Origin of the sequence: Nibricoccus aquaticus (assembly GCF_002310495.1) — a bacterium.
Lineage (GTDB): Bacteria > Verrucomicrobiota > Verrucomicrobiia > Opitutales > Opitutaceae > Nibricoccus > Nibricoccus aquaticus.
The window spans coordinates 353,178-376,617 of record NZ_CP023344.1 but is presented as its reverse complement, the minus strand read 5'-3'; the positions used below and the strand labels follow the sequence as shown (position 1 = coordinate 376,617).

General features: G+C 61.9%; 18 protein-coding genes. 6 read left to right on the top strand and 12 right to left on the bottom strand.

Annotated elements, in window-relative coordinates:
- Positions 1-72: 72 nt before the first annotated feature.
- The 7 genes from lptB to rpiB all read right to left on the bottom strand — a co-directional run bounded on the left by lptB (position 73) and on the right by rpiB (position 6,002).
- Positions 73-825 (bottom strand): LPS export ABC transporter ATP-binding protein, encoded by a 753-nt coding sequence (lptB, locus tag CMV30_RS01575; RefSeq protein ID WP_096054395.1) that lies wholly within the window; start codon positions 823-825, stop codon positions 73-75.
- Complete coding sequence (locus tag CMV30_RS01570; RefSeq protein ID WP_096054394.1) at positions 822-1,400, bottom strand: LptA/OstA family protein; 579 nt, start codon at positions 1,398-1,400, stop codon at positions 822-824. Before CMV30_RS01570 ends, lptB begins: the two co-directional genes overlap by 4 nt.
- Positions 1,400-1,891: a hypothetical protein gene (locus CMV30_RS01565; RefSeq protein ID WP_096054393.1), complete on the bottom strand. Its 492-nt coding sequence runs from the start codon at positions 1,889-1,891 to the stop codon at positions 1,400-1,402. The genes CMV30_RS01570 and CMV30_RS01565 overlap by 1 nt, the downstream gene beginning before the upstream one ends.
- Positions 1,888-2,490 (bottom strand): KdsC family phosphatase, encoded by a 603-nt coding sequence (locus CMV30_RS01560; RefSeq protein WP_245844368.1) that lies wholly within the window; start codon positions 2,488-2,490, stop codon positions 1,888-1,890. The genes CMV30_RS01565 and CMV30_RS01560 overlap by 4 nt, the downstream gene beginning before the upstream one ends.
- A gap of 59 nt (positions 2,491-2,549) precedes the next feature.
- Positions 2,550-4,583 (bottom strand): alpha-ketoacid dehydrogenase subunit alpha/beta, encoded by a 2,034-nt coding sequence (locus tag CMV30_RS01555; protein WP_096054392.1) that lies wholly within the window; start codon positions 4,581-4,583, stop codon positions 2,550-2,552.
- Positions 4,584-4,832: 249 nt separating this feature from the next.
- A complete protein-coding gene (locus tag CMV30_RS01550) occupies positions 4,833-5,375 on the bottom strand; it encodes a DUF4339 domain-containing protein (RefSeq protein ID WP_096054391.1) in 543 nt (180 codons plus the stop codon).
- A gap of 192 nt (positions 5,376-5,567) precedes the next feature.
- Positions 5,568-6,002: a ribose 5-phosphate isomerase B gene (gene rpiB, locus CMV30_RS01545; protein WP_096054390.1), complete on the bottom strand. Its 435-nt coding sequence runs from the start codon at positions 6,000-6,002 to the stop codon at positions 5,568-5,570.
- 74 nt (positions 6,003-6,076) lie between these two features.
- Here rpiB and CMV30_RS01540 point away from each other — a divergent pair, with 74 nt between their 5' ends.
- Both CMV30_RS01540 and CMV30_RS01535 read left to right on the top strand, forming a co-directional pair.
- Positions 6,077-6,502 carry a hypothetical protein gene (locus CMV30_RS01540; RefSeq protein ID WP_096054389.1) on the top strand — a complete coding sequence of 142 codons (426 nt, stop codon included), beginning with the start codon at positions 6,077-6,079 and terminating at the stop codon, positions 6,500-6,502.
- Positions 6,503-6,591: 89 nt separating this feature from the next.
- Positions 6,592-7,038 (top strand): hypothetical protein, encoded by a 447-nt coding sequence (locus CMV30_RS01535; protein WP_096054388.1) that lies wholly within the window; start codon positions 6,592-6,594, stop codon positions 7,036-7,038.
- 115 nt (positions 7,039-7,153) lie between these two features.
- On the opposite strand, the gene CMV30_RS01530 is transcribed toward CMV30_RS01535, so the two are convergent.
- Positions 7,154-9,901, bottom strand: a complete 2,748-nt coding sequence (locus tag CMV30_RS01530; protein ID WP_096054387.1) for a TonB family protein — start codon at positions 9,899-9,901, stop codon at positions 7,154-7,156.
- A gap of 220 nt (positions 9,902-10,121) precedes the next feature.
- Here CMV30_RS01530 and CMV30_RS01525 point away from each other — a divergent pair, with 220 nt between their 5' ends.
- The gene (locus CMV30_RS01525; RefSeq protein WP_096054386.1) at positions 10,122-13,340 is read left to right on the top strand and encodes a response regulator; all 3,219 of its coding nucleotides are present in this window, start codon (positions 10,122-10,124) and stop codon (positions 13,338-13,340) included.
- Between the two features lie 110 nt (positions 13,341-13,450).
- Positions 13,451-15,304, top strand: coding sequence for a tagaturonate epimerase family protein (locus CMV30_RS01520; RefSeq protein WP_096054385.1), 1,854 nt, complete (start codon positions 13,451-13,453; stop codon positions 15,302-15,304).
- Positions 15,305-15,396: 92 nt separating this feature from the next.
- Here the strand turns inward: CMV30_RS01520 and CMV30_RS01515 are convergent, their stop codons facing one another.
- Positions 15,397-15,966 (bottom strand): hypothetical protein, encoded by a 570-nt coding sequence (locus tag CMV30_RS01515; RefSeq protein ID WP_096054384.1) that lies wholly within the window; start codon positions 15,964-15,966, stop codon positions 15,397-15,399.
- Between the two features lie 140 nt (positions 15,967-16,106).
- On the opposite strand from CMV30_RS01515, the gene CMV30_RS01510 reads away from it, so the two are divergent.
- A complete protein-coding gene (locus tag CMV30_RS01510; protein WP_096054383.1) occupies positions 16,107-18,143 on the top strand; it encodes a PEP/pyruvate-binding domain-containing protein in 2,037 nt (678 codons plus the stop codon).
- Between the two features lie 465 nt (positions 18,144-18,608).
- Here the strand turns inward: CMV30_RS01510 and CMV30_RS01505 are convergent, their stop codons facing one another.
- The 3 genes from CMV30_RS01505 to alaS all read right to left on the bottom strand — a co-directional run bounded on the left by CMV30_RS01505 (position 18,609) and on the right by alaS (position 22,323).
- Entirely contained in the window at positions 18,609-19,061 is a 453-nt protein-coding gene (locus CMV30_RS01505; protein ID WP_096054382.1) for a DUF5069 domain-containing protein, read from the bottom strand.
- A gap of 207 nt (positions 19,062-19,268) precedes the next feature.
- Complete coding sequence (locus CMV30_RS19685) at positions 19,269-19,406, bottom strand: hypothetical protein (RefSeq protein WP_175414688.1); 138 nt, start codon at positions 19,404-19,406, stop codon at positions 19,269-19,271.
- 43 nt (positions 19,407-19,449) lie between these two features.
- The gene (gene alaS / locus CMV30_RS01500; protein ID WP_096054381.1) at positions 19,450-22,323 is read right to left on the bottom strand and encodes an alanine--tRNA ligase; all 2,874 of its coding nucleotides are present in this window, start codon (positions 22,321-22,323) and stop codon (positions 19,450-19,452) included.
- Positions 22,324-22,656: 333 nt separating this feature from the next.
- Between alaS and CMV30_RS20585 the strand changes: the two genes are divergently transcribed.
- Positions 22,657-23,424 (top strand): response regulator, encoded by a 768-nt coding sequence (locus CMV30_RS20585; protein ID WP_138223064.1) that lies wholly within the window; start codon positions 22,657-22,659, stop codon positions 23,422-23,424.
- Positions 23,425-23,440: the final 16 nt, after the last annotated feature.

Here is a 23,440-nt window from a genome sequence, read left to right as displayed (position 1 = left end):
AGAAGTAGCGAGCAGTGAGTAGCGGGTAGCGAGTAGGTCGGAAGGGGGCGGCACTTGATAAGTGCCGGTCCGTCAGAGGTTGAAGTCTTTGCCGAGGTAGAATTCGCGGGCCTGGGGGTCGGTGATGAGGAAACTGGCGGGGCCGTTGGTGAGGACTTTGCCTTTGTGGATGATGTAGCCGCGGTCGACGATCTTGAGCGTTTCGCGGACTTGGTGGTCGGTGATGAGAATGCCGATACCGCGTTGTTTGAGGGCGAGGATCATCTTCTGGACGTCGGCGACGGAGATGGGGTCAACGCCGGCGAAGGGTTCGTCCATGAGGAGGAATTTCGGCTGGGTGACGAGGGCGCGGGCGATCTCGAGGCGACGGCGTTCGCCTCCGGAGAGCGTGAAGGCTTTTTGTTTAGCGACGTGGGTGAGGTGGAGTTCCTCGAGGTGCTGCTGGACGCGCGCGCGGTGTTCCTTTTTGGCGAGGCCAATGGTTTCGACGATGGCGAGGATGTTGTCCTCGACGGTGAGTTTGCGGAAGATGGACGCTTCTTGCGGGAGGTAACCGACGCCGAGGCGGGCGCGCTCGTGCATGCGGAGTTTGGTGGCGTCGCTTCCGTTGATGAGGACTTTGCCTGACGTCGCGGGGACGAGGCCGACGATCATGTAGAACGACGTGGTCTTGCCGGCGCCGTTGGGCCCGAGGAGGCCGACGATCTCTCCGGCGCGGACGGTGATGTCGACGCCGTTGACCACGTTGCGCTCGCCGTAGGTTTTGACGAGGCCCTGGGTGGAGATCTGGGCCTCGGGGGCGGAGGTCGGCGACGGGGAACTCATGGTTTGGGAGCGGCGTCGGCGGGCTTGGCGGGGGCGGGGGAGTTTTTGTCGAATCCGAGGTCGGGTACGGAGGGCAGGATGATGCGGACGTTTTCGCCCTGAACACGGCGTTCGTTTTTGAGGAGGGTCATGGGTTCGCCGGTGAAAACGATATTGGCGCTGCGGTCGATGACCACCGGCTTGCCGGTGAGAACGATTTTGCCTTCACGCGGGAGAACTTCGGCGCGCTCGCAGTTGGCCTCGCGGTCTCCCTGGACGATGTGAACTTTGCCGGTGGCGAGGATGGTTTTGAATTTTTCGACGTCCTGCGCGGTCGTGTTTTTGGCCGTGGTATCGTTGCTGCCAGCGGCTGTGGCGTCGATGCGATCGCAGGTGATGCGGAGGTTGGTGCCGGTAACGACGACGTTGCCCTTGAAAATGGCGTAGGTCTCGGTGCCCGTTTCGTTACTCCAGATCTCGGCCGAGGTGGCGGTGATGACGGTTTCGACCAGGGGAACGGGAGTGGCGGGGGGCGTTTGCGCGCCGAGGGGAGCGACGGCGAAAGCGAGAAGGGGAAGGAGGCGGAGGAGTTTCATCAGTCGAGGATGCCTTTGAGTTCGGTGTGAAAGACGACGCGGACGTTTTTGTTCATGATAAGGCGCTGCGCAGAGTAATCGTAGGTCCAGTCTTCGCCGGTGGCCTCGGCGTTTTTGGCGATGAGGCGGACGCTTTCCTTACCGGAGATGAGGTAGCGGTTTTTCTCGGGGATGGTGACGGTGGCGGAAGGAGCGAGGAGGAGGTTGACGGTTTCGGTGGAACCGTCGCCGACGAACTGGGCGAAGTTGAGTTCGAGGACGTCGATGTGGGTGTTGCTGATATAGCGGGCCTCGCCGGCGCGGAGGAGGCTGGTGCGGTGGCCGGCGTCGTTAAAGGACGGGAGGCGCATGTTTTTGACGGGGGCGTTGGCGATGACGGAGGCGGATTGTGCCTGGACGGCGGATACGGCGGAGAGTGCGAGCGCGAGTGCGGGTATGAACATGCGGGCGCAGGCAAGGCGAGACGGAGGAAGATGGCGGGCGCGGGTCATGGGACGAAGGTGAGACCGCGGGCGGCGAAGATATGTTCACAGACTTCGCGGACAGCGCCGTATCCGGCTTGCCGAGTCGTGACGTAGTCGGCGGCGGCGAAGGCGGCGGGCATGCCGCCAGGGACGGTGATGCCAATGCCGGCCCAGCGGAGGGCGGCGGCGTCGATGTCGTCGTCGCCCATGTAGGCGATGTTCTCGGAGGCGATGCCGAGCTGGGCGGCGAGTTCTTGGAGGGCGACGTGTTTGTCGGTGCGGCCTTGGATGAGATGCGGGATTTTTAATTCGCCGGCGCGGACGGTGGTGGCACCGGAGAGGCGGCCGGAGATCCAGGCGGTGACGATGCCGGATTTGGCGCAGCGGGTGAGGCCCATGCCGTCGAGGACGTTGAAGATTTTGGTCTCGGAGCCGTCGGAGCAGATGTGAAGCGTGCCGTCGGTGAGGATGCCATCGACGTCCATTGCGAAGAGGCGGATCGCGGCCCAGCGGGCGGGTGGGATTTTTTTTGACGCGGGAGCGGAGCGAGAGGACGTGCGAGCCGGGCGTGGACGTGAAGCTGCGCGGCTGGCGGATTTATTTTTAGACTTAGATTTGGCGGGCACGGCGGGAAGGCTGCTGGAGGAGCGGGGCGCGGTTGTGGAACGGTGGCGATTCGAGCGGCTCAGCCCATCCAGGTGGCGATGCGGTCGATAATGGAGTCTTTGGTGGGGCGGTAGGCGTGCTCGAGCTCGGGGGCGAAGGGGACAGGCAAGTCGAGCGAGGCGATGCGCAGAGGGGCGGCTTCGAGATCGAAGAACATTTCCTCGGTGAGACGGGCGACGAGTTCGGCGCCGAAGCCGTGGGTGCGGCGGCCTTCGTGGATCACGATCAGGCGATGGGTGGCGGCGAGAGAGGAGCGGATGGCGTCGAGCTTGAGGGGGGCGAGGGCGCGGAGGTCGAAGACGTCGAAGGTGCGTTCGTACTCGGTGGCGAGGTAGTCGGTGGCGTCGAGGGCGAGGTGGACCATTTCGCCGTAGGTGACGACGGTGGCGAAGTTGCCGGAGCGGAGTTGCTGCGGGTGCCAGATGTCGCGGTAGTTGGCGTCCCAGGACACGTCGAATTTGCCGCGGCGGTAGAGGCCTTTGTGTTCGAAGAGAAGGACGGGGTTGTTGTCTTCGTAGGCGGCGAGGAGGGCGTTGAAGGCGTCTTGCGGTGTGCTTGGGTAGAGGGCTTTGAGGCCGGGCATCGCGAGGAAGAAGGAGTCGAGTTCCTGCGAGTGGAAGGAGCCGAAGGTGAGACCGCCGCCGGTGGGGAGGCGGAGGACGAGGGGGACGGCGGCGCCGGAGCGGAAGTGGTAGGTGGCGGCGTTTTGGGTGATCTGGGTGACGGCTTCAGTGGAGAAGTCGGCGAACTGGAATTCTTCGATGGGGCGGTGGCCGTTGAGGGCGAGGCCGATGGCGTAGCCGGTGCAGGCGCTCTCGGCGAGGGGCGTATTGAAGACGCGGGCACGGCCGAAGTCTTTGAGGAGGCCGTCGGTGACTTTGAAGGCGCCGCCGTAGGTGCCGATGTCCTGACCCATGACGATGGACTCGGGGCGTTCGGAGAGGATCTTGCGGTGAGCGAGGCCGATGGCCTGGGCCATGGTGATGTGCTGAGGCTTGGCGGGCTCGGCTTTCCACGGGAGCGGCGCGGAGTCCGGCGCGAAGAGGTCGGCCTCCATGCCGTCGGGTGTGGGGCGCGGGACGGCGAGGGAGACTTTGATACAGGCTTCGATGAAGGCGTTGAGCTCGGCGTCGAGGGAGTCGAGTTGCGCGGAGTGGCCGGAAGCGGCGAGGCGGGCGCGGAGTTTGGGAAGAGGATCGCGGGCGAAGAAACCGTCGCTTTCGCCGGGGAGAAGGTAGTCGCCGGTGTCGTAGGCGGCGTGGCCGCGAAGGCGGAGAGTGTGTGCCTCGATGAGGAGAGGGCGGCCGGTGGTGCGGACTTTTTCGATGGCGGCGGCGAGGGCTTTGGCGGAGGCTTCGGTATCCGTGGCGTCGATGCTGAAGCCCTCGATGCCGTAGCCGGCGGCGCGTTTCCAGAGTTCGGTGCCTGCGGTGAACTGTTCGCTGACGGGCGTGGAGTACGCGTATTTGTTGTTCTCGATGACGAAGAGAACGGGGAGAGAGAGGAGCGAGGCGAGGTTGAGGGATTCGTGGATGTCGCCGGTGCTGGAGCCGCCGTCGCCGAAGAGGGTGAAGCCGACGGCGGGTTTGCCGAGGCGGCGCTGGGAATCGGTGGAGCCGAGGACGTTGGAGAGCATGGCACCGAGATGGCTGATCATCGGCAGCGAGCGGTTGGCGGGATCGCCGTGGTGGATGTTGCCCTCGCGCGCTTTGGTGGGGCTCTGAGCGTTGGCGCAGTACTGGTTGAGGTGATCGCAGAGGTGACCGCTCCAGAGGAGGTGGCCGCCGAAGCCGCGGTGCGTGAAGGAGACGACGTCGATGGATTTGTCGGCGAGGAGCGCGAGCGGAACGATGAGTCCTTCGTTGCCCTGGCCGCCGGTGACGGTGCCCTTGATCAAGCCCTGGCGGAAAAGATCGAGGATGCGGTTATCGGCGGTGCGCGCGAGGTGCATCCAGGCGTAGATACGCAGGAGGGCGGCGTCGGTGTTTGCGGCGAGTTCGGCCGGGCGCAAATCACGTTGGGCGAGGCAGGCGGGAAGAGTGGGAAATGCCATGTCCAAAGCGCGACGGTGAGGGGCGAAAACGGCTCGGGCAAGCGATAGATTTTTGCCTGCGCCGCGAGCGGTGCAGGCAAATCGCAAACGCCAAAAAACAAAGGCCAAAAAAAGTGGAGACGACTGCCTCGTCGCGCGGGAAGCTCGGTGGAAAGAAGGTGGGTATTTTTTAACCGCGAATGGACGCGGATGGCGGAAGATTTTCCAAGCGAGCGGAAGGGAGCGTGAAGCTGGCGTGAGCGGGCGGGCTCAGTAGCGGTCCATGACGTGAAACATGACCCAGTAGAGGCCGAGGTTGGCGATTGTGAGATAGGAGAGGAGGAAGACGAGGATGACGGGGTTGTGCGGGAAGATAAACCAGGCGGCCGCTCCGAGGGCGTTGGCGAGGAGGGCGGAGAGGGCGTAATCGCGATTGCGGGCGCGGCCGGGTGGGCGCGTGGGCTGGGCGATGTAGTCGGGCGGAGGCGTGGTGAGGGCTTCGGCGGAGAGATTGGTGCGGAGGATTTCTTCGACGGAGACGGGGGTGACTGAGTCGGTCGTGAGCGTGATGGCTTTGGCCTTGAGCTGGAATTTCGCGGCGGCGGGGAAGAGGACGGCGGCGAGTTCGGCGTGGGCGTGGATGGGCTGCCAGTTTTCGGTGCCTTCGAGAGTGGCGGGGGTGTCGCGGGTGAAGGCGTGGACGGAGGCCATGTCGCGGAGGGCGTCGAGTCCGTGGGGGCCGGAGACCTGGCCGTCGAGGGCGAGGTAGTAGCGGAGGGCGGCTGTAGTGGGGCTGGGCGGCTCGAGTGACATGTGGGGTGTTTAGGACGATGGATGGGAACAGCGGCGCGAGGCGTGGCGGATGAGAGCCGATGGGACTTATAGGACGGATAGGACTTATGGGAAATTGAGTGGAAAATAAAAAGCCCTGCGGCTCGGGGCGGCAGGGCTGAGGGAATATCGTGCGGCGCGGGTGTGTAGTTTGCGCGCGGGAGAGGCGGAAAGTTACTCGATCTTCTTGATGCGGGCGATGTGGCGGCCGCCTTCGAATTCGGTGGCGAGCCAGACTTTTACGATCTTGAGGGCTTCGGGTTCGGTGACGGTGCGTTCGCCGAGGGAGAGGACGTTGCCGTCGTTATGGGAGCGGTTCCAGATGGCGACTTGTTCGGTCCAGCAGAGACCGCAGCGGACGCCTTTGACTTTGTTGGCGACGATGGCTTCGCCGTTGCCGGAGCCGCCGAGGACGATGCCGCGCTCGAATTCGCCGCGAGCGACGGCTTCGGCGGTGGGGCGGATGAAGTCGGGATAGTCGCAGGACTCGGCGGAGTAGGTGCCGAAGTCGCGGACGGTGTGGCCCTCGGCGAGGAGCATGGCCTTGATGGCCTCTTTGTATTTGAAACCGGCGTGGTCGGAGCCGATGGCGATCTTGAAAGTCTTCATGTGGGTTGAACTCGGGAGAGGATACGCTGTCCTGATAGAGTCGTTTTCGGTTAACCAGCAAAAAATCCCACCCCATGAAATCCTCCCGCTTCCTTGTTTTGTTTCCGGTGCTCGCGTTGGCGATGTTGAGCGCCTGTTCGTCGCCCGATTCGCGCATCAAGAAGAACCAGGCGTCGTTTAACGCGCTGCCGGCCGAGACGCAGGCGAAGATCCGCGCGGGCAAGGTGGAGGTTGGTTACACGCAGGCGATGGTGCTGATGGCACTGGGTGAGCCGGACCGGCGGTATCTGCGGACGAGCGAGAAGGGGCAGACGGAGGTGTGGGCGTATCGGGACAAGGGGCCGGCTTTTAGCATCGGCCTCGGTATCGGCGGAGGTGGCGGGCGTTCCAATGTGGGCGGTGGCATTGGCGTGAGTACGGCGGGAGACCGCGAGGAGGATAAGATCCGGGTGTTGTTCGAGGGCGGTAAAGTGACGGCCACCGAGACGAGTACGCGATGATGAGGGGGCTCGGGATGTGTCGTGTTAATTTTGAGAAGTTGAGCCGTCCGGCTGCTTGCGGGCTGGGCGGGACGCGATAGGTTTACGACATGAAAATCGATCTTGTGCATTTCAGAGCAGCCTCGCTGGTGGGGGTGCTGCTGGCGGCGATTTCGCTGGCGGGGTGTGCGACGCCTGAGGCGCGCATTCAGAGGAGTCCGGAGCTTTTTGCGGGTCTGACGGCGTCCGATCAGCAGACGATCAAGGAGGGGCGGGCGGCGCTGGGGTTCACGCCGGAGATGGTGAAGCTGGCGCTGGGCGATCCTGACCGGATCACGACGAAAACGGATGCGGCGGGTGTGAGCGAGGTGTGGCGTTACACGACGTATGAATCGGATGCAGGGCTGTATCTGTATCGCGGGTACTATCATCGCTACTACAGCTATGGTGATCCGTTTTTCCCGTACTACATGAATTACTCCAGCCGGAGAGATCGGGATTATCTGAAGGTGACGTTTACGGGCGGGCGTGTGTCGGCGATCGAAGAGGAGCGGTGACGAGCGAGGCGTGAACTGGTGAAGGCTTTGGCCGGTGCCGGGAGCGTGATTGTTTGCGGAAAATAAAAAAGGCGGCCCGAGTGCCGCCTTTTTTGTGAAGCGTGATTGGTTCGCGTCAGCTTTGTGGCTGGAACTTGAACGGGATCGAGACGCGTGAGCGGACGGGTTTGCCCTTGATGGTGCCTGGCTTGAAGCGCCACTTGGCGGCGGCGGTGAGGCACACGCGGCCGAGGTTGGGATTGGAGGCTTGATCGACTTTGAGGTCGGAGGGGACGCCGTCTTTGCCCACGGTGAGCGAGATAAGGACGGAGCCGCCGTCGGCTTGCTGGGCGCTGGTGAGCTCGGGTTCGACGATGGTGATCTGGACGGGACGCTCGTCGAGTTCGGTGAGTTTCATCACGCGGTCGGAGTCGAGGAGGGTGGCGTTGAGCGCGAGGGTTTTGCCTGGCTCGATTTTGCCGGTGAGGGGGACGGGGTCCATGCCGCGCTGGGTGACGGTGTAGGTCACGGTGCCGGGGATGAGGTCGTTGATGGTGAGCGGGGTGACGCCGACTTGGGACTGATTGTCGCGCAGGACGGTGGCGCCGCTTGGCGAGCTGGTGATGGTGACGCTGCCGCCGACGAAGGTGCCTTGGACGCGGGCGGTGCCATTGCGCTCGATGTTCACCGTGGAGGTGTAGGCGGGCCAGTTGGCGCGGCTGATGGAGACTTGGTAGCTGCCGACGGGGAGATCCTCGACTTTGGCGGGAGTCTGGCCGGTGCGGACGTCGCCAGCGTTTACGAAGAGCGAGCCGGAGGGTTTGATCTCATAAGCGAGACCAGCGGGATCGCTGTTCAGATCGACACTGCCGACCTGGCGTTTGAGGGCGACCACACCGAGGTCGGTGATGGCGCTGTCTTTGATTTCGACGGAGCGTTGTTCGCTGTCGTAGCCATTGAGCGAGATGGTGATGTCGTAGCGGCCGAGGCGGAGGTCATTCCAAGTGACGGGGGAAGTGCGGGGGGCGCGGTCGCCGAGCGAGATGGATGCGCCGGCGGGCTCGGTGGCGATGCTGAAACCGCCGCGGGCGTTGAGGAGGCGCTCGGTGGTGGATTTGAGATTTTGTTCGGACTGGAGGCGGAGGGCCTCGGCATCGGCGAGGGCTTTCTGGCGGGCCTCGTCGGCTTCTTTTTTGAGGCGCTCTTCGTTGGCCTTGGCCTTTTCGGCGTCCTGGCGGCGGGCGGCGGCCTCTTCGGCGGCGCGGCGTTCGACCTCAGCGAGACGATCAGCCTCTATCTTTGCCTTATTGCCGCCACTAACGACGAAGAAGGCGACGATGGCGATCACCACAGCGGCGGCGACGGCGATGATGATTGGCGTGTTGCTCTTTTTCTTGGGGAAAGGAGCAGGGGTCGCGGGGCGTGCAGCGGAAGGAACTGGAGCGAGCGCGGGTTTGGTTGAGGGAGCGGGCGCGGGCGATGGCTTGGTTGGCTCGGGCTTGGCCGGGCCTTTTTGCGCGGGAGCGGGGGCGGGTTTCGCAATGACTGGAGCTGCTTTGGAGTCGGGTTGTTTGCCCTGTGCTTTCGGGTCGGCGGGCTTGGCCACTGGCGTGGCGGGCTGAGCGGGTTTGGCGGCGGCTGGAGCTGCGGCTTTGGCCGGTTCGGCGGGTTTGGCAGGTGGCGTGATGACGGCCGCAGGTTTGGCGGCGGGAGCTGGCTCGGCCGGTTTGATGGCGGGAACGACGGGCTTGGCGGGTTCCGCAGGTTTAGCGGGGGGCGTGATGACGACCGCAGGCTTTGGTGGTTCGGGGGCGATGGCGGGAACGAAGGGAGGAGCGGCAACAGGTGTGCCGGTAAGCGCGGAGTGCCAGGGAGTGGCCGCCCCGGGGGTGCGCTGATCGTAGGCGGCGACCGCGCCGAGCACGCCGAGCCAGGAGGGGGCGACGGTATCGGCTTTCACATTACCGCCGAATGAGAGGCCGAGGGTTGATGCGAGCGCGGCGGTGTCGGGCGCGAACGGTTTGAGGCCGAGCGCGGAGGCGAGGGCCTGGGTGATCCATGCCTGTTTTGCGAGGATGCCGCCGCAGACGATCGAGGCTGGGGCGACTGCGCCTAGTGAGGGCAGGGAGTTTTTGATGCCGGAGGCGAGAGGCTCGACGATTTTAGCCGCAGAGTCGGCGAAATCGTAGGTCTCGTTGAAGAGAAGGCGGGCGGCTGAGCCACGGAACTTGAGGCCGAGAGCCTCCTGGGTGGAGCCGGCGAGGGCGTCGAAGCCGGCCTCGGCGGTAGTGTGGGCACTGATACCCTGGGCGGTGATCAGGTAGAGGTGGGTGCGGGCTTCGGCGACATCGCAGAAGAGGACGGGGACTCCGGCCTGAGCGGTGCGCACGGCGGTGGCGAGGGCACCGGCAAGCGAGAGGGGCGCGGACTCGGAGCGGAGCAGTTCAAATGACCACGCTTTGATTTTGGCGAGAGCTTCGTCGGTGGCGGAAACGGGGGTGGCGTCGAGCACCCATTGAGCTCCGTTTTCTGGGAGGCGGCCGTCTTTCGAGGCGGCCCAAGCCCAGTTGGCTGGAACGTTTTCGGCTCCGAGTGATTCCTTGAGGAATTCTTCGACGGCGATGGGTGTCTTTATTTTTTGCGCCTGAGCAGAATCGGCGAGAAATGAAGCGCGGGGTTTGAGGCGGAGGAGCGTGACTGCTTTGCCAGTGGAGCCGGTGGGTTTGATTTCGCCGATGAGTCCATCGACGGCGGCAGCATCGCCGAGCCACACTTCGCGCAGCTCATCGACCGTGCGCGGGCGCTGGCTGAGGTTAGTGCGGGCAATGATTAAGTTGTTTTCACCTAGTTCGATGAAATATCCGGTGGAATCAGTGGCGCTCATTTAGGTTCTGAAATAAGGAGAATGAAGGTGCTAGTCGCACGCGACGGGGATGTCTGGTGAGGCGTAGTCCCTAACATTCGGCTGTAAAGGTTAAAGTCTTAGTGTCGTTTTGTATCATAACGTTAAGCTTGAAAGCTAGATAAGGTGTATTGCCTAATTTTACGTTGGATTGACGGAATTAGTCTTAACGTTCCCCTAACTTTCCCCGACAAACATACTTATGGTCAGCGCGAAAATTTTGCTCATTCAGCACAACGAAGTACTCCGTCAGGCCCGATCATTGGTATTCGGCGGGGCTTTCTTCCATGCATTATCCCTGCGTGAGTCTTCCCAAGTTCGTGATTATCTCGCTCGTGAAAGCGTCGATGTGATTCTCGCTGATTGCCGTGGGGCGGATGCGAGCGGGCTGGATTTCGTCGAGTCGCTGCGCAAGGCACAGCCGCGCGCTAAGGTTATTTTGGTGGCTGATGGGCTGGATCTTCCGACGGTCGTGCGCGGTATCCGGCTGGGCATCAAGGATGTTTTCCAACCGCCGCTGGATCTTGAGGCGCTCATGAAGCGGATCACTGATTTCGCTGGAACGCGCGAGGGGGCGGGCGAGGCTTTGCGCAATGCGGACTGGAGCAGTCTCGAAGAGTTTTTCTCGGATGGTTCAGCCGCCGGCAGTCCTGATGCGTCGGCAAAAGCGAGTCCTCCAAGTGCGGCGCGTAAAGAGCGCGCTCGTCCCGGGATTGAAGGCGATGCGATCCGGGATGAACTCGCGAAGGAGCGCGCGTCTCTGGCGGCCGAGCGCACGCGCCTCACGGAAGACGCCAAGAAACTTGAGCAGCGGGTGTCGAGTCTCGACGCCGAGCGGGCCAAGGTCGCCGACGGGCTGGCGCGCCTGGCGGACGTTTCCACGGCTGAGTCGAAACTTGCGGCGCGGGAGGCGGCTCTAGCCAAGGCTCAGGAGAAGCTCGCCGCCGATCAGGAGAAATTGGATACTGAGCAGGTGGTGATGAAGCAGTCTTCCGCCAAAAAGAAGACGGAAGCGGTCGCTTTGGACTCGGTCGAACGTGAACGACTCGAAGAGGAAAAGAAGCGTCTGGCCGAAGAGGCCAAGGCGCTTGAAAAGGCGCGAGAGGAACTCGGTGACGCGGAGATGCGCGTCATGGAACTCAAGCTCGAAGCCCGCAAACTTGAGAACGAATCCAAGGCGTTGAAGAATGAACGTGAGAGCGTCGCAGCAGCTCAAAAGAAGCTTGCCGAAGAGCAGTCTAATCTGGCGAAGGCGCTCGAAGAGCTGGAGTCGAAGCGCAAAGCCGCCGCCACGCGCACGAGTGAGATCGAGCGCGAGCAACAAAAGCTCGCGGATGCGGAAGTGGCGATCGCGGGAGAACGCTCCGCTTTGAAGAAGGCCGAGCAAAAAATCGCGACCGAGCGCGCTGATCTGGAAGCGCAGCAGGAAGTTTTTTCGAAGCGTGAAGAGTCCCTGCGCAAGCAAGAAGCTGAGGCGAAGGCGCTGACGGCCAAGGCGCAGGCCGAGGCCACGACGTTGGTGAGCACCGCGAAAGAACAGGCGGCGAAAGAGCAGGCTCGTCTGGCCGAAGCGGAGACCGCGCTGGCCGCCGAGCGTACCAAACTCAAGAAGACCGAGCAGAAGCTTGCACTGGATACCGCCGAGATCGAGCAGCAGACGGCTGCGCTGGCTGAAAAAGAAGCCGCGCTCCACGCACAGGAGGGCAAAGTTAAGTCGGCGCTGGAGAAGGCGCAGGCGGAGTCCGCGGCGATTCTTGCGAAGGCCAAGGCTGAGGCGGAAAAAGAAAAGCAGCGTATCGCCGAGGCCGAAGAGGCTCTCGAAGGCGAACGCATATCGCTTAAGCAGGGCGAGAAGAAGCTGAGCAGCGAGAAGGACGCGTTTGGAAAAGATACGGCGGCTCTCAGCGCGCGCGAAACCGCTTTTGTTGAGAAGGAAAAGAAGCTCCGTGAAGACGAGACCGCGGCTAAGGCGGCGTTTGCCGCATCGAAGGCGGAAGCGGATGCCTTGTTGAAGAAGGCGAAAGCTGAAGCAGAGGCTGAGCAGAAGAAACTTGCCGAGAGCGAGAGTGCGATCGTCACCGCTAAAGCGGGACTGAAGAAATCTGAACAGCAGCTGGTCGCGCAGCGGGCTGAACTTGAGTCAATGGAGGCCTCGCTCACGGACCGTGAGGCCACAGTGAAGTCTCAAGAAACCAAGGCCAAGGCGCTGGTTGAAAAGGCGCAGGCGGATGCCGCCGCACTGGTGGCGAAGGCCAAGTCTGATTCCGAGAAGCAGCAGCAAAAGCTCGCCGAGATGGAAGAGTCGCTGCTCACCGAGCGAAACCAAATCAAGCAGGCCGAGAAGAAGATCGCGGCTGAACAGGCGGCGCTGAACCAGCAGACCGAAGAATTTGGCCTGCGCGAAAAGGCGTTGAAGGATCAAGAGGCCAAGGGCAAAGCCGCATTGGAAAAGGCTCAGTCCGAGGCCACGGCGATTATTTCCAAAGCTAAGGCCGAGGCGGAAAAAGAGTCGCAGGCGCTGGCCGAGCTCGAAGCATCACTTTCCACCGAGAAAGAGGCCCTCAAGAAGGCGGAGCAACATTACGCCAAGGAGCGCATCGAAATCCAGAAGCAGACCGATGGTCTGGCTCAACGCGAAGAGGCGATTTTCAGTCGCGAAGCGAAAGTGAAGCAGCAGGAAGCCGAAGCGAAAGCGGCACTATCGAAAGCGCAGGCCGAAGCCGATGCGCTGCTCGCCAAGGCGAAGAAGGATGTCGAGAAGGAGCAGGCCAAACTGGCCGATCTCGAAACGACGATCACTGCGGAAAAAGCCGGTCTCAAAAAGGCTGAGCAGAAGCTCGCGATCGAGAAGACCGAACTTGAGGAGCATGTCGCATCGCTCGCGGCAGAGCGCAAGAAGCTCGCAGGCGAGCAGGCGGCGGTTGCGGCCGAAAAGACCAAGCTTCAGAAGGAGCGCATCGCGGTCGAAGAGGATCAGGAGCAGGCGAAACTTGCCGTCTCGCAGAGCGAGGCGAAGGTCAAAGCTGAGATGGCGAAGATCGCGGCCTCGGAGGCCAAGGTCAAAGAGCTCGAATCCAAGATCAAAGCCGAGCAGGCCGAGATCGAAAAGATCGGTGCCGAAGTGGAAGTCGCCCAAGCGAAGCTCAAGGCCGATCTCGCGAAGATTGATCAGGCCAACAAGACCATCGCCAAGCGCGAGGCCGAGTTGTCCGACATCGAGTCGCGCCTGCAAGCGGACGAAAGCAAACTCAAGAAGGAAGCCGCCAAGACGACTCAGGAGCGTTCACTTTGGGAAGCCGAGGTTATCGCTTTCCAGGACGAGAAAAAGAAGTTCGGCGAGCAGACGATCCAGTTCGAGAAGCGCCGCAAGCAGGTGCTTGAACAGGCGAAGGCGCTGCTGGAGCGCGACGCGGCAGGCTGAGCGATCTTTTTTTGCCCAAGCACTCAAAGCCCCGGACGTCTTTGCACGCCGGGGCTTTTTTCATCTCGCTCGTGGAGGATTAGACGTGCTGGACTCGTGTCCTTATTCCCATGAGCTCCATCAACTCCTTCCTGCTCCAAAACAACCTGCGCATCGCGAGCAATCCGTGTGTGAGTCCCGACTTCTGCCTCGATTGGGCAACGCTCAGTGCGAATGTCGTGAAAGGTGCCGTGAAGGCCTGGCCGAAGAGCCAGTTTGAAACGGCGGCAGGCAAGTGGACGCTCGTTGAGGACACGACTGGCGACACGGCTTGGAAACTCGAAGCCAAAGGCGGCGTGGACGCGGTGAAGGTGCTGGCGAGCGGTGTGGCGGTTGCGGGTGGCGCGGCGTTTCCTGCCACGTTCGCGAATTTGCTGAAGCTCAAGAATCTCATCCAGGAGCACAATCCGGCTTCCACAATTTTCCCGAGCGCTTCGCAAAAGCTCGGTCAGAGCACGCTGGGCATCGGTGCGCGTTTCACGACATTGCACTGGCCGGCGGTTGAGTGGGCGATGAGCGCGCTCGAGATCGGCGTGACGGCGAATCAGAACTCGATCCCGCGCGAACTTGTTTACGACGTCGATGCGATGCTGGCGGGAAAACTGGATACGGTTCCTTTCCCGTTCATCGGCACCAACGTTCCGGAAGGTCACCAGGGTCAGAGCGTCGAAGGCATGAGCCATGGCTGTGTGCTCTCGAAGTTGAAGACCGGTTTCCATCGTCACGGCATCGCGTGGAGCTTCAACGCCGACCACCAGCCGATCGGCGGCAAGTTCGATGTGCGCGAAGATCAACTCGTCACGGGTTGCGTGCTCGCGAGCTACATCACGTTCGATCTTTCGCCTGAACTGGCTCAGACCAAAGTCGCCGACGATGCGGCGGGTTGGGTGAAGGCTAATGTGCCTGCTGAACTCGTTACAAAGGTGAAAGCACGGGTCGCTTCGGTGGGTCTTACGCTGAATGAAGCGGAGTTCGCCAAGCTCCTCGCTTACGTCTGGCCGTCGTTGCAGAAGATGAAGGTGCGCGACGAGAAGTACGCCGCTGCCCGCGCGAAATTGTTCACGACCGACGCCGGTCGCGCGTATCTCCGTGAACTTTCAATCGACGAACTGCCCGGTCTCACGACGCCGGAAACGACGGCGATCATGCTGGCGCTCTGTGAAGCGCTGGGAATGAAGATCAGCTTCGTGGCTCCGGCTTTTGGTTTCCAAAAGAACATGCCGTATCCGGACAACGCTGCGCTGAAAGTGCTCATCGAGAAGCAGTGGAATGTCTGCAAACAGTTTGGTTCGAGCATCGGTTTCCACTCGGGCTCCGGAAAATCGGCTGAGAATTATCAGGTCATGGGTCAGGTCACGGGCAGCAAGCTCGAGATCAAGACGAGCGGTCGCTACACTTACGAGATGGGCCGCGCGCTCTTCGCTTCGAAGAATGCGGACGACCAGAAGCTTTGGAGCGATTGGTATAAATTTACGGTCGAGCTCGCGATCAAGGGTGTGTTCAGCGCAGATGCGACGGAGCAGAAATTTGCCCGCGTGTTTGTCGTCGATGCGCTCACGAAGTCGGGCAAGCCGACGGATGTTTTCGCCAGCGAAGCGACGGCTCGTTCAGCGATCGAAGCGCTCAAGGCCGATCCGGAGCACATGTTCTGGTTCGAGTATAACTTCCTCTACGTGCTCGCCGCTAATGGCAAAGCGGAGAAGAGCGCTCTCGGCGATCACTCGCCGGCGGGTTATCAGCAGCGCGCGCGTTTTTATACGATCAGCGACGAAGGCCGGCTGAACTTCTCGAAGAACATCGCGAGCTACATCGTATTCCTCGCTGAAAATACCGGTCTCGCCGCCAAGGAACGCTGTGCCGGGGCGCTCAAGGTGCTGAATGGCTATACTTCCATGGAGCAGCTCTTGAACGACATTAGCCGCTGAGCTGACTGAAATTTGGATAACAAAAAGCCCGGGCCAATTGGTCCGGGCTTTTTTGTGGGTGAGCAGCGCGTTTAGGAAAACGTGCGCGTGGTTTAGTAACCCTGCTTTTGCAGAGCGGCGCTGAGTTCTTGCATGAAGGCCTGGCCGTCTTGCGGCGTCGGGCGATAACCGGGCTGGCTGACTTTGGTGAAGCCGGGGCGGCCTTGATTATCGACGATCCAGTCGGCGGTGACGCCGTCGCTGAAGGTGACCGTGCCGCTCGCGAGTGCTCCGGGAATCAAGTTCACCTTGTTTACTTCGACGGTGACGTTGCCGGGGATAGTCTCTTCGGGGAAGGCGTTGGGGTCTTCGGCGAGTTCGCCGTCTTCGAGATCGGCCGGTACGTCTTGGTCGGCAACGGCAGGGCCGCTGGCTCCGGCGGGCGGGGTTTTGGCGGCGGGAGATTTTGGCTTCGCGGACTGGGCTTTGGAGACGTCAGAGGTGTCGACTTTGGGGGCGGCGTCTTTGAGCGAGAGGTCGAGGTCATCGACGAGGAAGCGGACGTCCATGTAGGTCATGGAGATTTTGAGCTGCTCGGAGAGTTTTTTCTGGATCGCGGAGAGGTTGTCGCCAGCGGCGACCCAGGAGGCTACGGTCTGTTTTTGCTCGGGTGTGAGGGACATGGAGAAAAGTGGAAGGGTGAAGAGTGACGGGTGAAAGTTGAGAGCGGGATGACGATGCGAGGCAAGGTGTGTCTACGCGGGAAATTGCCAAGTCGGGTTGCCGCTTGTCGGAATAATGAGCGCGGGGTAGTTCGTTAAGCATGAACGCCGGCATCCGTCTGCTCTCCGTAAATATGAGAAGTCTGGTCGTGTTGGTTTTGGCTGCTGGCGTGGGACTGGGACTGGCTGGATTGACGGCGGTGGCCGCAGGCGCGCCGGTGGGGGCGAACGAAGTCGTTGCGCGCAGAGCGGTGCGGCCTTTGGCGAAACCGGGCGAGGTGGCAGGGCGTATTGAATCGGTACACACCATCGAAAGTGCGGAGGCGTGGGCGAAGATGGCGGCGAGGCCGGCGTCGCAGACGGTCGCGCGGACGGAGGTCGTGAAGTTTCTCCTCGATCGGGAGACGGGGAGGACGCTGTGGTTTGTGGATTCGGAGCGGTACGATATGCACTACGCGTTTGCGGCGGAGAAGCTATCGACGCTGAGGCGGCCGGTGGAGTCGCATGCGGTTTTTAATGTCCGTGAGTACCGGCGGGAGGATCGACGCTTCGAGCTGGGTTCGATCGTTCATTATCTGGATGGGGATCTTTGGACGTTGGAGATGATCGGTGGAGACACGCTCGCGGGGGAAAAAGTGCTGGCGCTTTATCAGCAGCTGCGCGGCGCGCTGTGGATCGGGGATCGGCTGCGGTATCGGCCGCTGTCGGGGTTGCACGAAGAGCTGACGAAGGCGGTGCGGGATAAGTTGGCTGTGGTTTCGACCGAGGAAGTTTTTGCGGGTGTGAAGTATCAGCCGCTGACGGAAGGGAAGGCGTGCGGGTATTTGCGGATCGTGCGCGGGGCGCTTGAGCCGGGCTCGGTGCGGCCGGATCAGATTTTGGTGCTGGAGCAGTTGCCGGAGGAGATTCCGGTTTCGGCGGCGGTGATCTCGCAGCCGTTGCAAGCCCCACTCGGACATATCGCGGTGCTTTGTGCGGGACGGAAGACGCCGAATATGGGACTGCGCGGTGCGCTAGATTATGCGGATGTGGCGAGGCTGGAGGGGAAGTTGGTGGAGTTGTCGGTCGGGCCGCAGGAGTTTGGGTTGCGGGAGGTGTCGTTGAGCGAGGCGGAGACGAGCTGGAAGCAGCGGCGGCCGAGCGAGGCGTTGATTCCGAAGCTGGATCGCAAGCCGGTGAAGTTGTCGGATTTGAAGGAGCTGAGTTTGTATGACGCGGATTTTGCGGGGGCGAAGGCGGCGCAACTCGCGCAGGTCGGGCGGCTGGGAAAAGAGGTGCGGACGCCGGGCGGGTTCGTGATTCCGATGGCGCATTATCTGAAGCATTTTCGGGCGACGGGGGCGGAGCGGTGTGTGGATGGCTTGTTGATGGATGAGGCGATGCTGGTGGATGTCGCGGGGCGGACGGCGCGGCTGGCGGAGGCGCGCGCGTTGATCGAAACGAAGGAGGTGGATGCGGAGTTGCTCGCGAGCGTTCATGCGAAGATCCAGGCGACGGCGCCGACGGCGAAATGGATTTTGCGCTCGAGCACGAATGCGGAGGATCTGGCGGGGTTCAGCGGCGCGGGGCTGTATCGCTCGGTCGTGGTGAAGGCGGGCGCGACGCCGGAGCAGCTGGCGAAGGCGATTCGCGAGGTGTGGGCGAGCGTGTGGTTGGCGGGCGCGTTTGAGGAGCGTTCGTGGTATCGGGTGGATCACCGGCGCGTGGCGATGGCGATTCTGGCGCAGCCGTTCGTCGATGGGGCATTGGCGAATGGCGTGGCGATCACGGCAAATCCGTTCACGGAGGGGCGGCCGGGATTTTTGGTGAATGTGCAGACGCGCGGAGGGAGCGTGACAGGCGCGCATGGCGATGAAGTTCCCGAGCAGGTTTTAATCTACACGTATAGCGAGGACGTGGAAAGCGAGGTGCTGGCGCGGAGTTCGCGGACGGGCGGGAAGGCGATCTTGAGCGAGAAGCAGATCGCGGAGCTGGCGAAGGTGCTCGGGAAAATCCATGACGAGATGAGACCGCGTTGGGGTGGGACGGTGAACGCGGTGGATGTGGAGTTCCTGCTCGCGGGTGAGGATGCGCACGTGGTGATCGTGCAGGCACGGCCTTACACGGTGAACTATGGGGCGGGGCGGCGGCTGGAGTAGTTTGGTCCGGATTTTTTAACCACAGATGGCACAGATCCGGATGGATGGAGAGCGGTGGTTGGGGGAATTGCGAAGATGCGAAGAGGCCAAGGCTGGAGCGGGGTGGAGGAGGTCGGAATTTTTTTAACCACAGATAGCACAGATGGGGACCGGATATCGGAGGGAGAGGTTGTTTGTTGAAGGCGCGATGTCTCCGGTGTGCTTTGGGCGTGAATCGCGATGCGGTTAGGCGCGACGGGCGCGTCGCGCCTCCATCGAACTGGGGGAAGCGGGTTGGGGTGAATCGCGAAGACGCGATGGCGCCAAGGGCGGGGCGAAGGACGGAGTCGGATTTTAGTTTACCGCGGAGGCGCGGAGGGCGCGGAGAACGGAGGCGGAGAACAATCAGATAAGAGGAGAGAGCGCGGAAAAGGGCCCGGTCTTTTCTCTGTGAACTCTGTTTCTCTGTGGTTCAAAAACTCTCACTCAGGGGCGGCCGCCGAAGGTGAGGTAGTCGTCGAGGTCGAGGCGGTCGAAGAGGGTGCGGATGTCTTCGCGGCCGGGTGCTTTTTCTTTGATGAGATCCGCGGCCATCTGATGGCGGACGGCATCGCCCGGAGGGAGGTTGAGCAGCCAGTTGGACCAGGTGGCGATTTCGAAGTCGGTGCGCTTGTTGGCGGAGTTTTGGTTAAACCACGCGAGCATTTCGGTGTCGCTCAGGCCGGATTTGGCGGCGGCGAGGAAGGCGTCGGCGTCGATGCCGGCGAAGGTGAAGAGGCGTTTATCGAGGGGGTTGTTGTATTTGAATTCGCCGGTTTTGCCGGCGGCGTGGGCGCGGGCTTTGTCGATGATGCGGGGGAGGACGATGTAGCCGCCGAGTTGAACGCGCGGGCTGCGGGGCGGGTGTTGGGTGAGATCGGGTGTGGCGTAGGAAATCATGGTGAGTGAACGATACGGGCGGAAGGTATGCGTCGGTGAGTTAAGCGCGAAGACGCAAAGACGCTAAGGTCGGATGCGAAGTGAGGAATTGAATCGCGAAGGCGCTAAGCTGCAAAGGGAGGAAGCAAAGAGTCCGAATGGGAAGGTTCAGGTCTTTGCGTCTTCGCGGGTGGCTTCGTCAGATTCAGGAACGGAGTTTACGTCCGTTCATGTCTGAGGCTTAACTTTTTTGAAATAAAGCGGCGCGAACGGTAGCAGCGTCACCCAGAGCTTGTCGCGCTCCGGAGTCAGGTAGAAACCGATGAACGCTGCGCGCCATGAAAATTCAATCCGTTGAAACTTCATAAGCTGAGTTTTTTGTTGGTCCCATATTCCGCACAGCGGCGTGTCAACCTTTGAGGACTTCGGGGAGTTTGGCGGTGTCTTTGCCGCCGCCCATGGCGAAGTCGGGTTTGCCGCCGCCTTTGCCGCCGAGTTTTCCGGACAGGTCGGCGATGATTTTGCCAGCTTGGTGGCCGGCTTTGATCGCGGCGGGTGACGCAAATGCGACGAGGGAGACTTTGTCGGGAGCGACGACGGCGCCGAGCTGGACCACGCCTTCGCCGAGTTTGGCGAGGACCTGGCTGCCGAGGCTGCGGAGGGTTTCGGGGGCGTCGACCGTGACGACGGCGCTGACGAATTTAAGGCCGTCGCGATCGGCCGCTTTCGACGCGAGTTCGGCGGCGAGTTCGTTGATGGCTTTTTGTTGGAAGACCTTCAGCTGCTTCTCGGTTTCCTTCTGCTGGGCGAGGAGGGATTCGAGTTTCTTGGCGACTTCGAGCGGGCTGGCGGCGAGCGCGGTGGAGACGGCGGTGAGGGCGGCTTCGCGTTGGGCGATGTAGTCGAGGGCGGCCTGGCCGGCGACGGCTTCGATGCGGCGGGTGCCGGCGGCGATGGCGGCTTCGCTGACGACTTTGATGAGGCCGATTTCGCCGGTCGTGGAAACGTGGGTGCCGCCGCAGAGTTCGCGGCTGTAGCCGCCGATGTCGACGACGCGGACGAATTTGCCGTACTTGTCGCCGAAGAAGGCGAGGGTGCCTTCGGGTTTTTTGTCGAATTCGGTTTCGTAGGTTTCGACTTTGGCGTTATCGAGGACCTTCTCGTTGACGAGCTGCTCGACTTCGCGGAGTTGCGCGGGGGTGACGGCTTCGAAGTGGGAGAAGTCGAAGCGCATGCGGTCGGGCGTCTTCGAGGTGCCGGCCTGGCGGACGTGGGTGCCGAGGACTTTGCGGAGCGCCCAGTGGATCAAGTGCGCGGCGCTGTGGTGGCGGCTGATGGCGCGGCGGCGGGAGTTTTCGACGGTGAGGTGCGCGGTCGCACCGGCGGCGGGGAGCTGCGCGGGAGCAGAGGCGAGCTTGTGGAGGTAGCGGCCAGATTTGTCTTTGATCGTGTCGGTGATCTCGACGGTCTGGCCGGCGATGACGGCGGTGCCGGTGTCGCCGGCTTGTCCGCCCATCTCGGCGTAGAAGGGTGTGCGGTCGAAGACGACGAAGGTGTCTTTGTCGGTCTTGACGATGTCGGTGAGGATGGCGTCGACGGGTTTGGTGGTGTCGATCGTGTAGCCGGTGAAGAGCGAGGCTTCGTAGGCGGCGGATTCAGCGCCTTCAGTGGCGGCAACGACGATTTCCTTTTTCGTCGAGGCGCGGCCGCGTTCTTTCTGCTGCTCCATCAAGCGTTCGAACTCGGTGGTGTCGACGGTGAGGCCGCGCTCGGTAGCGAGCAACTGCGTCATGTCGAGGGGGAAGCCGAAGGTGTCGTAGAGCTCGAAGGCGGCTTTGCCAGGGAACACGGCAGCAGAGATACGGTGTTCCGATAGCGATGATTGAAGCGGGTCCTTGAGAGCGAAATGCTTCTTCGGTGGTTCCTCTTTGTTCGTCAGTCGGACATGCGCATGCTGCCGTCCACGGTAGCTGACCTCGAGCGAGCCGGTTGGATATTTTTCGCCGATCAAGCGCGAAAGTTCGCCGAGCAAACCCTGTTCAAATTGTTCTAGCCCGCGATCGAGCGTGCGGCCGAAGGATTCTTCTTCGGATTTAATCACACGACGGACGAGGTCTTGTTGTTGCTTCAGTTCGGGGAAGACGTTGCCGAGGGACTCGACGACGGGGGCGACGAGTTGTTCGAAGAAGCCGACTTTGAGGCCGAGTTTTTTGCCGTACAAAATGCCGCGGCGGAGGATGCGGCGGATGACGTAGTTGCGGCCTTCGTTGCCCGGAAGAATGCCGTCGGCGATGGAGCAACTGATGGTGCGGGCGTGGTCGGCGAGGACGCGGAAGGCGATGTCGATGTTCTCTTGTTCGCTGAGGCCTTCGCGTTTTTCGGGGACGGTGCCTTGGAAGGTTTTGCCGGAGAGTTCGGTGACTTTGTCGAAGAGGGGTTTGAAGACGTCGGCGTTGTAGTTGGAGGGCTCGGGGGAGAAGTCGGTGAAGTTTTTCGTCGTGGCCATGATGCCGGCGACGCGTTCGAAGCCCATGCCGGTGTCGACGTGTTTGGCGGCGAGGGGGGAGAAGGTGCCGTCGGCGTTGGCGTTGAACTGGATGAAGACGTGATTCCAGATCTCGATGCAGCGGGGGCTGGAGGAGTTCACGCCTTTGCGGCCGGCGGCTTCGTCGTCGGAGGGGAGGAGGTTGAAATGGATCTCGGAGCAAGGGCCGCAGGGGCCGGTGTCGCCCATCTGCCAGAAGTTATCCTTGCGGTTGCCGTGGACGATGTGGATGGCGGGATCGAGGCCTTCTTTTTTGAAGAGTTCGGTCCAGATGGCGGCGGCTTCGTGGTCGAATTCGGAGGGGTCGCCGGGCTTGGGGGCGTAGACGGTGGCGAAGAGGCGTTTGGCGGGGATGCCCCAGACTTTGGTGAGGAGTTCCCAGCCCCAGGTGAGTGACTCTTTTTTGAAGTAGTCGCCGAAGGACCAGTTGCCGAGCATCTCGAAGAGCGTGTGGTGGTAAGTGTCGTAGCCGACGTCTTCGAGGTCGTTGTGTTTGCCGCCGGCGCGGATGCATTTCTGGGTGTCGGCGGCGCGGGTGTCTTTCGAGGGGCGGGCGCCGGCCCATTTGGAGACGTCGGGGGCGCGGTCACCGAGGAAGATGGGCACGAACTGGTTCATGCCGGCGTTGGTGAAGAGGAGTCCGGGGGAGTCGGGCAGGAGCGACGACGAAGGGACGATCGTGTGGCCTTTTGAGGCGAAGAAATCGAGGAAGCTCTGGCGGATCTCGGCGGAGGTCATGGAGGAAGAGTGAAGAGGGAAAGGTGACGAGTGAGAGTCGGAAACGGAGGCGGCGGGTGGCGAGTAGGTCGGAGTACGGAGGGCGGCGCGCTGGGTGGTCGGGAAAAATGGGAAGGGGGAGCAAAGAGGGTGGGTGCGCTTGGGGGAAGGAGATTTTGGGGAGGGAGATGCCTTCACGTCGCAGGGAGGCAGGAGGGGAAGTGACCGGGGCGCTTGCAGTCCGGACGGGGGTGGCGATACTGTGGGTCAGTGAAGTTCAGCCGTGGCAGGTGGCACAGGTTTCCCAGAGGCGAATGTCACTTAGAGTCTGTGGACTTCGGTGTTACCCTCGACATGAACGTGGCGAAACGAAACTACCCCCCGAGGCGTATTGTTCCCCTGCAAGTCCAGTTTGGCGCGGCCGTGCGAGCCTCGCGCGAGAGCCTGGGAATCACGCAGGAGGAACTCGGCTGGCGGGCGGGCCTTCACCGGACGTACATCACGGATATCGAGCGTGGCGCGCGGAACCTGACGTTGAAGAGCGTGGAGGCGCTGGCCAAGGCGCTGGAGGTGCCCATCGCGAGCTTGCTGGCGAGAGCGAGCGGGGAGGAGGTCGGGGTCGCAAACGTTGTGGCGAAAGCGGGGCTGGGAGAAATTTTGATGGTGGAGGATAGTGTGGTGGATGCGCAGCTGGCGGTCCGGGCTTTTAAGAAGGCGAAATTCACCAATCCGGTGTACACGGTGAAGGACGGCGCGCAGGCGCTGGATTATCTTTCGCGCGAAGGGGCGTTTGCGGAACGGAGTCCGAATGAGCTGCCCGCGCTGGTGCTGCTCGATCTGCATCTGCCGAAGGTTTCGGGCCTCGAGGTCTTGCGGCGGATCAAGGAGGAGCCGGCGACGCGAAATGTCCCTGTCGTTGTATTGACGGCTTCGCGACTGCATCGGGATGTGGAGGAATGTCTGCGGCTGGGGGCGGAGGCGTACCTGGTGAAGCCGGTGGGATTCGAGAACTTCAGCAAAGTCACGGCGGGGCTGAACATGACCTGGGCGTTGTTCAAATCGGAGCCGGGCGCGCAGGCGGGGCGCAGAGCGGTCGAGCAGCGCGCAGCCGACAAGATATGAACGCTGCGTATTCCAA

Excerpts from the sequence above, each read along its gene's own strand:
- lptB (WP_096054395.1), bottom strand. The coding sequence starts at position 825 with ATGAGTTCCCCGTCGCCGACCTCCGCCCCCGAGGCCCAGATCTCCACC.
- CMV30_RS01570 (WP_096054394.1), bottom strand. The coding sequence starts at position 1,400 with ATGAAACTCCTCCGCCTCCTTCCCCTTCTCGCTTTCGCCGTCGCTCCC.
- CMV30_RS01565 (WP_096054393.1), bottom strand. The coding sequence starts at position 1,891 with ATGACCCGCGCCCGCCATCTTCCTCCGTCTCGCCTTGCCTGCGCCCGC.
- CMV30_RS01555 (WP_096054392.1), bottom strand. The coding sequence starts at position 4,583 with ATGGCATTTCCCACTCTTCCCGCCTGCCTCGCCCAACGTGATTTGCGC.
- CMV30_RS01550 (WP_096054391.1), bottom strand. The coding sequence starts at position 5,375 with ATGTCACTCGAGCCGCCCAGCCCCACTACAGCCGCCCTCCGCTACTAC.
- rpiB (WP_096054390.1), bottom strand. The coding sequence starts at position 6,002 with ATGAAGACTTTCAAGATCGCCATCGGCTCCGACCACGCCGGTTTCAAA.
- CMV30_RS01540 (WP_096054389.1), top strand. The coding sequence starts at position 6,077 with ATGAAATCCTCCCGCTTCCTTGTTTTGTTTCCGGTGCTCGCGTTGGCG.
- CMV30_RS01535 (WP_096054388.1), top strand. The coding sequence starts at position 6,592 with ATGAAAATCGATCTTGTGCATTTCAGAGCAGCCTCGCTGGTGGGGGTG.
- CMV30_RS01530 (WP_096054387.1), bottom strand. The coding sequence starts at position 9,901 with ATGAGCGCCACTGATTCCACCGGATATTTCATCGAACTAGGTGAAAAC.
- CMV30_RS01525 (WP_096054386.1), top strand. The coding sequence starts at position 10,122 with ATGGTCAGCGCGAAAATTTTGCTCATTCAGCACAACGAAGTACTCCGT.
- CMV30_RS01520 (WP_096054385.1), top strand. The coding sequence starts at position 13,451 with ATGAGCTCCATCAACTCCTTCCTGCTCCAAAACAACCTGCGCATCGCG.
- CMV30_RS01515 (WP_096054384.1), bottom strand. The coding sequence starts at position 15,966 with ATGTCCCTCACACCCGAGCAAAAACAGACCGTAGCCTCCTGGGTCGCC.
- CMV30_RS01510 (WP_096054383.1), top strand. The coding sequence starts at position 16,107 with ATGAACGCCGGCATCCGTCTGCTCTCCGTAAATATGAGAAGTCTGGTC.
- CMV30_RS01505 (WP_096054382.1), bottom strand. The coding sequence starts at position 19,061 with ATGATTTCCTACGCCACACCCGATCTCACCCAACACCCGCCCCGCAGC.
- CMV30_RS19685 (WP_175414688.1), bottom strand. The coding sequence starts at position 19,406 with ATGAAGTTTCAACGGATTGAATTTTCATGGCGCGCAGCGTTCATCGGT.
- alaS (WP_096054381.1), bottom strand. The coding sequence starts at position 22,323 with ATGACCTCCGCCGAGATCCGCCAGAGCTTCCTCGATTTCTTCGCCTCA.
- CMV30_RS20585 (WP_138223064.1), top strand. The coding sequence starts at position 22,657 with ATGAACGTGGCGAAACGAAACTACCCCCCGAGGCGTATTGTTCCCCTG.